The sequence below is a fragment of the Streptosporangium sp. H13245 genome (assembly GCF_055690525.1).
Genome location: NZ_JBSZKT010000007.1, coordinates 1 through 12,245, shown reverse-complemented (window position 1 = coordinate 12,245; position 12,245 = coordinate 1). Strand labels below are relative to the sequence as shown.

Sequence of the window (12,245 nt, the reverse complement as noted above, 5' to 3'; positions counted from 1 at the left end):
GTCTCGGCGAGGGCCGCGCGCGCACCCCCGCCGAACCCCGCCGGATCCCGGTCAGGATCGCATGACGCGGGCGATCAGTTCCTCGACCTGGTTGTTGAGCCTGGCGCCCCGGGGCCATCCGGCGTAGTGGGTGAGGAAGACGACGATCTCGCGGAGCTCGTCGGGGGTGAGGTCGCCGGTCCGCAGCGCCGCGTCCAGCTGGAGGCCGACGTCCTCGTCCATGCCCTGGCCGACGAGCAGGCCGACCAGCAGCATGCGCCGGTCACGGTTCGAGATCCCCTCCCTGGACCACACCTCGGCGAACAGGTTCTCGACGGTCATCCCGAAGAGGTCGCCGGGCTCGTTCTCCCCGTGGTCCCAGCCGTAGACCTGTTTCATCCAATACCTCCGTGTGGGCCCCCCGGCGGCCGTTTCCCGGCGGGGACGGCCAGTGGGGTCCCTACCCCGCCTGACCCCCGCCCCTTCCGGCGACAAGGAAAGATCTTTTTTCCTTAAAGTCCTGACATATAGATATATGTCGTACCAGAGATCATCCGGCGTTACACGCCCGTACCCCGATCGGTGATGATCGGCGCCGGGCGGGTTGCCCCGATAATCGGGATATGCGGTTCGACATCCTCGGCCCCACCCGGATCCGGCTCGACGACGGGCGCGTGGTCGCCGTGGGCGGGCAGGGGATGCGCGCGCTGCTCGTGATGCTCCTCCTCGACGCGGGGAGGGTCGTGACCACCGAGCGGCTGATCGGCGGCCTGTACGGCGACGACCCGCCCGCGAACGCAGCCAACGCCCTGCAGTCCCAGGTCTCGCGGCTGCGCAGGGCGCTCGGCGCCCAGGAGGTCATCGAGTTCCACCCGGCGGGATACCGGCTCGCGGCCGGGGCCGACGCCGTCGACGCCCACCGCTTCGAGGGGCTCGCCGCCGAGGGCCGCCGGGCCCTGGCCTCCGGCGAGCACGATCGGGCCGTCGGGCTGCTGGGCGAGGCGCTCTCCCTGTGGCGCGGTCCCGCGCTCGCCGACGTGGGGGAGTCGCCGTTCGCCCCGGCGCCCTCGGCCAGGCTGGAGAGGCTCAGGCTCGACTGCGTGGAGGACCGCGTTCAGGCGGAGCTGGAACTGGGCCGCCACCGCGAGCTGGTCGCCGAGCTGCAGGGGCTGACCGCCGCCCACCCCTTCAGGGAACGGCTGTACGGGCAGCTGATGCGCGCCCTGTACGGCTCGGGCAGGCAGGCCGAGGCCCTGGAGGTGTACGAGGGGGCCAGGCGGATCCTCGGTGAGGAGTTCGGGGTGGACCCGTCGGCGGAACTGGCCGCCGTGCACCTGGCGGTGCTCAGGGCCGACCCCGCCCTCACCGGCGCCCCCACCGTCCCTCCCGGCGCCGTCGCCGGTCCCGCCGCGCCCGTCAGGTCGGGGCTGTGGGCTCCGCTGACCAGTTTCGTCGGCAGGGAGAAGGAGATGTCCCGGCTCCGCGCGCTGCTCGGCGAGGCGAGACTGGTCACCCTCGTCGGCCCCGGCGGCGCGGGCAAGACCCGGCTGGCCGGTGAGGTCGCCGCGGGCGAGCGCGGCGAGGTGTGCTTCGTGGAACTGGCCCCCGTCTTCGGCGGAGGGGAGGCGGCCCAGGCCGTCCTCGGCGCGCTGGGCGTCCGCGACGCCGGTCTGCTCCCCGCCTCCGGCCGCCCGCTGGTCACCCCCCTGGCCAGGCTGGTCACGGTGCTGGCCGACCGTCCCGTACTGCTCGTCCTGGACAACTGCGAGCACCTGGTCGCGGAGGTCGCCGAGCTCGCCGACCGCCTGCTCGCCGCCTGCCCGGGACTGCGCGTCCTGGTCACCAGCAGGGAGGCGCTCGGCATCACCGGGGAGGTGCTCCACCCGGTCGCGCCGCTGCCGGTGCCGAGGACGGGCACCGGCGCGGCGGACGCCCTGGCCTACCCCGCCGTACGGCTTTTCGCCGACAGGGCGGCGGCCGTGCTCCCCGGTTTCCGCGTCGACGACGCCAACGTCGAGCAGGTGCTGGGCATCTGCCGCGCCCTGGACGGCCTGCCGCTCGCGCTGGAGCTGGCCGCGGCACGCCTGCGCTCCCTGCCGGTGGCCGAGGTGGCCTCCCGGCTGGACGACCGGTTCCGGCTGCTGTCGCGCGGCAGCCGCACCGCGCTGCCCCGGCACCAGACGCTGCGCGCCGTGGTCGCCTGGAGCTGGGACCTGCTCGACGACGACGAGCGGTCGCTGGCCGGGCGGCTGACCGTCTTCGTCGGCGGCGCGACGCTGGAGGCGGCCGGTCGGGTGTGCGGGCTGCGGGAGGACGAGGCCGTCGACCTGCTGAGTTCCCTCGCGGAGAAGTCGCTCGTCGAACGGGTGGGCGAGCGCTACCGGATGCTGGAGACCATCCGCGCGTACTGCGCGGAACGGCTGGCCGAGACCGGCGAGACCGAGGCGCGCCGCGAGGCGCACGCCTCGTACTACGCGGACCTGGCGGCCACCGCGGACTCCCACCTGCGCGACGCAGGGCAGCTGGAGTGGCTGCGGCGGCTGGACGAGGAGCACGACGACCTGCACGCCGCGCTGCGCTGGACCGTCGACACCGGCAGGACCGGGCAGGGGCTGCGCCTGCTCGCCGGGCTCGCCATGTACTGGTGGCTGCGGGGCCGCCGCTCGGAGGGCGCGGCCCTCGCCGCCGACCTGCTGGGCGCGATCGGCTCGCTCCCCGCCGAGGCCGCGGCGGGAGCCGTTCGAGCCGAGGGACCAGTCGAGGGGATGGAGGAGGAGTACGCCATGTGCGTGCTCGTGGCCTCCTCCGGTGAGTCGCGGTCACCACGGTATTTCGCCCTGCTGGAGACGATCGCCCCGTTCATCCCGTCGATCGACCGGCCGTACCGGTGGCCGTTCCTGGGCATGCTGTGGCCGATGTTCACCGGCCCGCCCATCTCCTCCTGGGCATCGGGGCCACCGCCGGTCCCCACCGCCGCCGAGCCGTGGCTGCGGGGGCTGTCGCACTTCGGGCACGGCTACTTCTATCTGCACAGCGGCGACGCAGGGAGCGCCGAGCGCTTCTTCGAGGAGGCGCTGGAGCTGTTCCGTTCCATCGGGGAGCGCTGGGGAAGCACGCTCACGCTGGCCGAACTGGCCGGGCTCGCCGACCTGCGGCGGGACAGGGCCGCGTCGCGCGCGCTGACCGGTGAGGCGCTCCGGCTGGCGGAGGAGCTCGGGTCGGAGGAGGACATCGCGGAGCTTCTCTGCCACGAGGCCGCGATGACCGTACGCGACGGCGACCTCGCGACCGCTCACGCCGAGTACCTCCGCGCGGCCGAACACGCCCGCCCGGCCGGGGCGCCCGACGTGATGGCCATGGTCCACCGCGGCCTCGCCGAGGTCGCCAGGCTCCGCGGGGACCTGGACGAGGCGCTCACCCTCGCCCTCAGGGCCCTGGAGCTGTGCACGCCGGAGTGGTACACCACCGAGGAGGTCCGGTTGCGCGTCATCGTCGACCTGGGCCGGATCACCGCGGCGGGCGGGGACGGGGCCGGGGCGAGGGCGTGGTACCGCAGGGCGCTGGAACCGGCGCTGCGGCGTTACCGGTTGGTGGCGGGCTCGGCGATCGAGGGCCTGGCGGAGGTCGCGCTGCTGGAAGGCGACGCCGAGGAAGCGGCCCGGCTGCTGGGCGCGGCCACGGCCCTCAGCGGCACCCCGGCGGCGACCTCCGACACCGGCATCACAACGGCCGTCCGCGCCCGAACCGGCGACACCGCGTACGAGAAGGAGTGGCACGCGGGAACGCGCATGTCACCGGTCGAGGTGCTCGCGACGCTGGATAGGTGACCTCGTTCGGAGCGGCGACGCCGCGTAGGAGGAGGAGCGACGCGCGAGAAGCCGCGTGTCGCGGGCGAGGTGCTCGCGACGCTGGATAGGTGACCCCGTCCGGAGCGGCGGCGCCGTGTACGAGGGGGAGTGGCGTGCGGGGACCTGCATGTCGCCGGGCGAGGTGCTCGCGACGCTGGACACGTGACCCCGCCCGGAGCGGCGGCGCCGCGTACGAGAAGGAGCGACGCTCGGCACGTGACCCCGCCCGGCCGGTGGGGAGGGGAGGTCCCGGACGGCGCGTGGCCTGTCGCAGCGGCTGTCGCCACGGCCGTCAGCGGGGGGTGCGCGGGCCGTCAGCGGCGCCGATCACGATGGCGGACATGAACGACCACTCTCCGATCACGGATCGCCGCAGGTGGGCGACCCTCGCCGTCGCCTGCCTGGCGACACTGCTCCTGTCCGTCGACGTCACCGTCCTGCACCTCGCCCTTCCCCAACTGGTCGCGGACCTGCGGCCCTCGTCGACCCAGATCCTGTGGATCGGTGACGCGTACGGCTTCGCGCTCGCCGGGCTGCTGATCACGATGGGCAACGTCGGCGACCGGATCGGCCGCAGGCGGCTGCTCCTCGTCGGCGCCGTGGCCTTCGGCGTGGCCTCGGCGGTGACCGCCTACGCGCCCACCCCCGAACTGCTCATCGCCGCCCGCGTCCTGCTCGGTGTGGCGGGTGCCACGATCATGCCCTCCACGCTGTCGATCATCCGCAACGTCTTCACCGACCCGAAGGAGCGGACCACGGCGATCGGCCTGTGGAGCGGGATGGGCGCGGCGGGTTTCGCCCTGGGACCGGTCCTCGGCGGACTGCTGCTCGACCACTTCTGGTGGGGCTCGGTCTTCCTGATCAACCTGCCGGTGATGGCGCTCATCGTGATCGTCGGCTTCGCGGTGCTCCCGGAGTCGCGCAACCCCGCCGCGGGGCGGGTGGACCTCGTGAGCGTGCCGCTGTCCGTGGCCGGGGTGATCGGCGTGATCTACGCCGTGAAGGAGGCCGCCGTGCACGGCCTCGCCAACGCCGGTGTCCTGGTGGCGGGGGCCGTCGGGATCGCCGCCCTGGCGCTGTTCGCCCGGCGGCAGACCCGGCTCGCCGAGCCGCTGATCGACGTCCGCCTCTTCCGGCGCCGGGCCTTCACCGCCTCGGTCGGCGCCAACCTCGTCGCCATCTTCGGCATGTCCGCGCTGTCGCTGATCTTCGCCTGGTACTTCCAGCTCGTCCTGGGCTGGTCGCCGCTGCGGGCCGGTCTCGCGGGACTGCCTGGAGGCATGTCGGCGGCGGTCGGCGGGGTCCTCGCGGCGGGGCTGATCACCCGGTGGGGCCGGGCCAGGGTGGTGGCGCTCGGCCTGGCGATGGCCGCCGCGGGCTTCGCCTGCTACAGCCAGATCACTCTCGACACCCCCTACCTCTACTTCCTCGTCCCCATGATCGTCTGCGGGGTGGGCATCGGGCTGACGTTCGCGGTGACCAACGACACCGTGCTCGCGAGCGTGCCCAGGGAACGGGCCGGGGCCGCGGCGGCGATCTCCGAGACGTCCTTCGAACTGGGGGGCGCGCTGGGCATCGCCGTGCTGGGCAGCGTCCTCACCGGCGTCTACCGGGGCGAGCTCCGGCTCCCGGCGGGGCTGCCCGGCGAGGTGGCCGCCCCCGTCACGGAGTCGCTGGCCACCGCGCTGGAGGCGGCCTCGGCGCTTCCGGGACGGCTGGGAGAGGCTGTCGCCGAGGCCGCGCGACTGGCCTTCGTCACCGGGATCGAGGTGACGGCGATCACCGCCGCGACGATGATCGCCGTACTCGCGGCGGTCTCGCTCGTCAGCCTGCGCGGCGTCCCCGACGTGATCCCCGAAGAACTCCTCCCCGAGCCGCACCGGTAACCCGCGCGGACACCCCGGCATAGATCCTCGGCACGGGCGCCCCTGCGAAGTTTTGGCGCGGGCGCTCATTCCGATAGCCCGAAGAAAGTCTCCTGGCTTCTTGTACGAGTCGGATGGTAACTATCGGTTGCCAAACGAAGGCGGCATGGACGTCTGGGAAGTCCTTGACGAAATAGGGGAGATATTCGAACCTGTTTGCGATTACGGCGAGCCGAAGCTAAGTAACCTCAAAGGGATCAAGGAATTCGTCTGATAGATATTTCCCGATTGCGGAATCGGGTAACCAGGAGTGACCCCGTCTATGAGGTCATCGGCTTGGAGGCGCCCCGTGAGGTAAACGAATGATTTGTTACTGAGGGTGGCCGTCCTGTAGGTAGCGCATATGTCCTGTCGTCAGTGCTTCCAATGCCATGGCGAGCCGACGGCTTACATATGGCCGTAGTCGTTCCTTCGTCTGCGCCTCATCGCAGAACTCGAACGCGGCCAGTTCGGTGTCGCGCAGACGAAGATCCGCGATCTGTGAGTCGCTCAGTACGCCACCGTCGAAGACGAAACTAAGCAGATCGTCCCAAGGGCCATGAGGTGAAACCCAGTCCACACACAACAGGTCACCTACCTGTGCGTCGTGTCCGAGTTCTTCGGCCAGTTCGCGGCGTACGGCGTCTGCCGGTGGTTCGTTGACCTCCGCCATGCCTCCGGGCAGGTCCCAGTCCGGTTTGTACGTCGGATCGACAAGCAGGACTCGCCCTGTGCCGTCGCGAAGAATGATGTCCGCGCTGACCCGCTTCCTTGCCTGTTTCGCATTTCCTTCGGCGAGGTGGGACTCCCAAGCCTGTGGGTCGCGCTCGTACATGGCACCTTCCGGGTTCATGATTTTCTCCCGTGTGACTTCAAGTCTCGCTCCTTGTCCGCCACCGATAGAGACGCGATCGTTCTTCCAGCGCCGCTTCCGAGTGCGTCAAGAAATCGAGAATCACCTTGTTTCCGGAGGTGTACGGCATGAATGATTGTCGTAGTTCGTGGAGCTGCTTGACCACAAGAAAGGAGCCGAGAGACCGTGTGGATTCGAGGACTTCTCGTGCGACCGTGCAAGCCTCATCTGGTTTTTTCAGTTTGATGAGGACGGCTGCGAGAGCGAGCTTCCCGAATGCGTGGCTGCGCGTGCGGCCCGCCGACCGCAAGGTGATTACGCGTTCGGCTTGTCGGCGCGCTTCGTTGAGATCCCCAAGCTGCCGCATACAACGAGCCGTCTCACCTGCCAACGACCCTTCGTCGAACTTGCTCACCCACTGCGAAGGGGGTTCGGTAGATGGTTTCCCCACCAGTTTCTCGGCCTGAGACAGTAGTCGTATGCACTCTGTTTTCTGTCGGAGGATGGCCAGTCCACGTGCCTCCATCGTCAGCAGGCGGGCTCGAAGACCGGGGTTGTCGGATCCCTCGTCTAGGGTCTCCTGCCCTCTACGGGAAAGGGTAACTGCTTCCCCGGGTCTTTCCATGTGGCTGAACAGGTGGCTCATGCTGCTGAGAACGTGGGCCGTGAGCTGGCGATCGCCGCTAACCGTCGAAAGACTGAGAGAGCGCTCAAAGTGCTGTTCGGCCAGCCGGTCGCGACCGGAGTCGTGTGCCATCCAGCCGGCCATCTCGGTAAGGGCCGTCGCGGCCGTGAATATCGCATCGTTGTCCGCGTTGTCGCTGCCGAACAGGCGTGGTGCTAAATCAGCCTGGAGATAGTTGACAACGTTCGCATATAGATGTCCGCCGCCTGCTTGCAGGTCAGCCATACGGAAGGCGTGCATCGCCATCATGTCCGCACTGTTTGTTCCCGGCGCGACCTCGTTGAGGGGGCGTCCTTCCACAGCCCGTAAGTCATCAAGCTGATGCCGCTGGAGTGTGACCGGCAGTCTCGAAGGTTCACGGGTAAAGAGTTCTGCTTCGGTGATCCCGAACGCTCGGGAGTAGAGAACGGGATAAGGGTCTTTCGGGTGGTGTCTGCCTTTTTCCCAGCTTTTGATCTGGCGGATCAGTGACTCACGCTGGGGCAGGGACGCGCGGGTGCGTTCGTCGGCCGCTTCGGCGAGCCGTCGTGCCATGTCCCGTTGCGACCAGAGCCGGTCGCGTCGTTCGGCGCGCAGCCGGATCGCCCATGAGGGCGTGTGGTCGAAGGCGGACACGATATGTGATCTCCCCGCTATGGACGCCGTATCCCCGAGCGTACGTCGGGCGGGGATGATCGTTCAGGGTTTTGGTGGCGCGCACGTCACCGCGCTGCCGGAGGTCGTTGCCTTGTCCGCCCTGTCGTATTCAGGGGTTCAAGCGACTTGAATCCCGCGTTTGATCCATCGGCCGACGGCCACCGCGGAACATCGGCTTCCCACACAGCTGGGCGACCATGGCGGTGAAGATCATTGCCCTTGGCTTCTCGCGGGTCCGTCCGGGGGCGAGTTATGCGTGGGTCCATGTCTGTTCTGCGTTCACAGCCGGGCGCACGTGGGCCAAGCGGCCTCTCTGGCCCCTGTTCCGTGAAGGAAGTTCGAGGTTCAATGATGTCGTGAATCCAACAGCGGCACTGTGTAACAAGTGAAGCCGGGTTCCCGGAAAGATTTGGTCAAGATTCTCTGGATAGGCACGCCAGGACAGGAGAGAGTCGCGTGAGAAGCGGGCACAACCACCTCGTTAACCCGTAAAGCGGAGGTACAGCCCTGGTGAAAAGATCAAGGGCCGGGTTCGCCGTGACAACCGTGGCGGTCGTCTCCGCCATGGCCGGTGGGCTCACGGGATGCGCACGTGCCGAATTCACCTACGTCCGCCACGACGAGGGGCAGACGTACTTCAAGGTTCCGGCGGCCTGGCAGAAGGTCGACCAGACGGCGCTGGAGAAGGCGACCATCGGGGCCGATCCCGAATCGGCCACCGCGCGGCTGCGTAAGCAGCTCATCTGGTCGGCCGCCTACGACGCCCACACCCAGCCGTCTCCCAACCATCTTCTCGGCTACGGCACCGGAGACGAGCCGTTCGTCTTCGCCCGGATCGCCAAGCTTCTCCCCGATGAGCAGGACTCGCTGTCCCTGAACACCATGCGCGACTCCGTCCTGCCCGTCACCGAGACGGTGCGCAAGCAGTTCGCGGAGCTCCCCGGTTATCCGTTGAAGGACTTCGAACTGCTCGCCGACGACGTTCTCCAGCCGGGAGACGGCCTGCGCGGCGTGCACGTGCGGTTCAACTACGCGATCCAGGGGGCCGGAATCGAGACCTTCGACCTCACCTCCTACCTGGCCGAGGACGGAAAGCAGATCTCCACCCTGCTGATCCGCTGCTCGGCCGCCTGTTACCGGAAGCGCGCCGGGGAATTCGAGAAGATCGCGCAATCGTTCAAGGTCAAGCGGCTCACCGGGTGAGGAGAAGCCCGTCATGAAGTCACCTCCACCACCTCCCAACTTCGAAGGACTCCGGGCTCCCGGCTCCGGTCCGACGGATCCGCATCCCGACAAGCGCAAGAAGATGCCGTTCTGGGACCGGATTAAATTCCTCCTCATTCTTACGATCATCTATTTCATTCTGGTGTGGAGTGAGATGGCCTCGTACGAGGGCATCATCACGTTCCAGGATGCGATGATCATCACCGCGATCGCGGCACCGTGGATCTTCTGGTTCCTGGGGGCCGAGTTTCTGCGGCAGCTCCATTTCTTCGTCAGCGAGCGTTCCGCCGGATACAACCGGTTCTGGACGCGCGGCGTGTTCGGCGGCTTCGAGCGCTGGACCCATCGCCGTTTCTCCGACTGGAACCGCTTCAGGATGGCGCGCGCCATCAAGTGGGTGTTCTGGATCGCGGTGCTCGCCCTCATCCTCGGCGAGGTGCTGGACACCTCCCCGGCGCTCGCGCTGTTCCAGGCGCCCGCGCTGCTCTGGCAGGCACTCCCGTACATGGCGCAGCTCGCCTTCGCGTTCTTCTTCGTCGCCTTCCAGTTCATCGGCCTGTTCTGGCTGTTGTCGCGGGGCGGCGTGGAGACGTACTTCCCCGACGACATCAAGACCCGCTTCACCGACGTCTGGGGCCAGGACCACGTCGTCGAGCGGGTCAAGGAGAACATCGTCTTCCTGGAGCGACCGGACGCCATCGAGGAGCGCGGCGGCTACGTGCCCAGCGGCCTGCTGCTGTGGGGCCCGCCGGGCACCGGCAAGACCCTGATGGCCGAGGCCGTGGCCGGGGAGACCGGCAAGCCGTACGTGTTCGTCGACCCCGGCGCGTTCGTCAACATGTTCATGGGCATCGGCATCCTGAAGGTGAAGTCGCTGTTCAGGAAGCTCCGCAAGCTCTCGCTGCGCTACGGCGGCGTGATCGTCTTCTTCGACGAGGCCGACTCTCTCGGCAAGCGCGGCTCGCTGGCGCAGCAGGGGCCCAGGGGCGGCCCCGGCTTCTCCCCGCACACCGCCGGATGCCACGGCTTCGGCTACCTCAGCGAGGACACCCGGTGGCTGCTGACCCGCCAGGGCGCGGCCGGGCCGAAGGAGCCCGACACCGGGCGCAGCCGCTTCATGATGGGCGGCATGGGCGGGGGCGGTGGCGACCCGGGCACGCTACAGGCGCTGCTCACCGAGCTGTCCGGCCTGAAGAAGCCGAGGGGCATCGTCAACCGGCACGTGCGAAGGCTCTTCGGCATGCGGCCCAAGCCGCCGCCGAAATACCGGATCCTGGTCATGATGGCCACCAACATGCCCAACTCGCTGGACGAGGCGCTGCTGCGGCCGGGCCGTATCGACCGCATCTACAAGGTGGGCTACCCGTCGAAGGCGGGCCGGGTCCGCACCTACCGCGGTTACTTCGACAAGGTCGACCACGAGCTGACCGACGCGCAACTGGACAAGCTGGCGACGATCACGCCCTACGCCACCGGTGCCACGATCAAGGACCTGGTGAACGAGTCGCTCATCACCGCGATACGCGACGGCCGGGAGGTCATCACCTGGTCGGACGTGACCCGCGCCAAGCGGCTCAAGCAGCTCGGCCCGCCCGAGGACGTGGAGTACATCGAGCGCGAGCGGCACGCGGTGGCCGTGCACGAGGCCTGCCACGCCGTGGCGGCGTACCGCACCCGCTACCACCTCGAGATCGACATCGCCACGATCGAGAAGGGCGCCGACTACCTCGGCATGGTCGCGAGCATCAAGCCCGAGGACCAGTTCACCCGCTGGAAGTCCGAGCACGAGGCCGACATCATGGTCTCGCTCGCCTCCCTGGCGGGGGAGCGGATGTTCTTCGGCGAGGACAACTCCTCCGGTGTCTCCGGCGACCTGTTCTCCGCGACGTACCTCACCGCGCTGATGGAGGCGCACTGGGGCATGGGCCGGGGGGTGACCTCGGTGCCCGCGCTGCAGGAGCTGGAGATCATGGGCGGCAAGTCGATGCCCAAGCCCGGTGGCGGGGGCATCGGGTTCACCAAGGCGCCGGGCGGCAGCCAGCCGCTCGCTCCCGACGTGCTGGGCGAGCGCATCGAGTTCAACCTGGTGGGCCTGCTCGACCGGACCGAGGAACTGCTGCGCGGGCACCGGCGCGATGTCCTGTGCCTGGCGCACGCGCTGGAGGCGCACAAGACACTCAACGGCGACGATGTGGTCGCGATCCTGGAACGCAGGCGAGGGCCGCTGATCGACGGCTCCATCTACGTCTCTGACGACTTCTACGCCGAGATCGAGGAGTATCACCTGGAGGCGGCGCGGGCGCACCGCGAGCACAGCCACGTGGCGCGCGCCCTGCCCGTCCCACCGGCCCTGCCCCGGCTCGAACCCGTCACCGCGGTCGTCCACGGCGCGGTGCTCACGGGCAACGGCCACGGTTCCACGGTGTCCAGCACGATGCCGGGTACGGTGTCGACCGCGGTGGCCCCGGCGGCCGTGGCCGAGCCGGACTTCGTGCCCTGGGGCGACGACACCCCGGCGCGCCGCCCGGCACCGCCGTCGCCCGCGTCACCGCCGCCACCCGTCGCCCCCGCGCCGCGTGGCGGGAGGTCGCGGGTGGTGTTCGTGGTCGTGGCCAGCCTGGCCGCGCTGGCGGCCTTCACGGCGCTGGGCACCTACGTGCTCAACGGCGGGACGGCCGCGATGGGCCGGGCGGGCTCACCGGGTTCCGGCACGCTCGCGGTGGTGTTCGTCGCCGTACTGGCGGCGGCCGTGGGGGCGGCCATCGTGGCCTCGGTCACCCGGGGGTCGCAGGCGGCCAGGGCCAGGGCCGAGGCCCAGCGGGACAGCGCCGTGGAACGGGCCCAGCTGCTCGCCGCGGCGATGGACCCCGAGGTCGCCATGCGGATCCTCGGCTACAACGGCACCGACGAGCGGCCCCCGCGCTGAGGGCTCCCCGCAGGCCGCTGATCATTGGAAACGAGGAGAAACGACCACAGCCCGCCCGGCCGAGGCCGGGACGGGCTGTGGTCGGAGGTTCCGGGGAAACCGTGAGGCCGGTTCTCCCGGAGGTCCGTCAGAGGTTCCGGGGGAGCCGTGAGGCCGGTTCCCCCGGAGGTCCGTCAGAGGTTCCGGGGGA

At 69.3% G+C, this 12,245-nt stretch carries 7 protein-coding genes; 4 read left to right on the top strand and 3 right to left on the bottom strand.

Annotated elements, in window-relative coordinates:
* Nucleotides 1-51: 51 nt before the first annotated feature.
* Nucleotides 52-378: a carboxymuconolactone decarboxylase family protein gene (locus ACW9TB_RS14460; RefSeq protein ID WP_472748519.1), complete on the bottom strand. Its 327-nt coding sequence runs from the start codon at nucleotides 376-378 to the stop codon at nucleotides 52-54.
* Nucleotides 379-602: 224 nt separating this feature from the next.
* Between ACW9TB_RS14460 and ACW9TB_RS14455 the strand changes: the two genes are divergently transcribed.
* Together ACW9TB_RS14455 and ACW9TB_RS14450 are read left to right on the top strand one after the other, a co-directional pair.
* Nucleotides 603-3,806: an AfsR/SARP family transcriptional regulator gene (locus ACW9TB_RS14455; RefSeq protein ID WP_472748518.1), complete on the top strand. Its 3,204-nt coding sequence runs from the start codon at nucleotides 603-605 to the stop codon at nucleotides 3,804-3,806.
* 362 nt (nucleotides 3,807-4,168) lie between these two features.
* On the top strand, nucleotides 4,169-5,713 hold the full coding sequence (locus tag ACW9TB_RS14450; RefSeq protein ID WP_472748517.1) for an MFS transporter: 1,545 nt from the start codon (nucleotides 4,169-4,171) through the stop codon (nucleotides 5,711-5,713).
* Nucleotides 5,714-6,062: 349 nt separating this feature from the next.
* On the opposite strand, the gene ACW9TB_RS14445 is transcribed toward ACW9TB_RS14450, so the two are convergent.
* Together ACW9TB_RS14445 and ACW9TB_RS14440 are read right to left on the bottom strand one after the other, a co-directional pair.
* Nucleotides 6,063-6,584, bottom strand: a complete 522-nt coding sequence (locus tag ACW9TB_RS14445) for an NUDIX domain-containing protein (RefSeq protein WP_472748516.1) — start codon at nucleotides 6,582-6,584, stop codon at nucleotides 6,063-6,065.
* 19 nt (nucleotides 6,585-6,603) lie between these two features.
* A complete protein-coding gene (locus ACW9TB_RS14440) occupies nucleotides 6,604-7,884 on the bottom strand; it encodes a hypothetical protein (RefSeq protein ID WP_472748515.1) in 1,281 nt (426 codons plus the stop codon).
* 531 nt (nucleotides 7,885-8,415) lie between these two features.
* Between ACW9TB_RS14440 and ACW9TB_RS14435 the strand changes: the two genes are divergently transcribed.
* On the top strand, nucleotides 8,416-9,108 hold the full coding sequence (locus tag ACW9TB_RS14435) for a hypothetical protein (RefSeq protein WP_472748514.1): 693 nt from the start codon (nucleotides 8,416-8,418) through the stop codon (nucleotides 9,106-9,108).
* A gap of 175 nt (nucleotides 9,109-9,283) precedes the next feature.
* Entirely contained in the window at nucleotides 9,284-12,055 is a 2,772-nt protein-coding gene (locus tag ACW9TB_RS14430) for an AAA family ATPase (protein WP_472748513.1), read from the top strand.
* The last annotated feature ends 190 nt before the right edge of the window (nucleotides 12,056-12,245 follow it).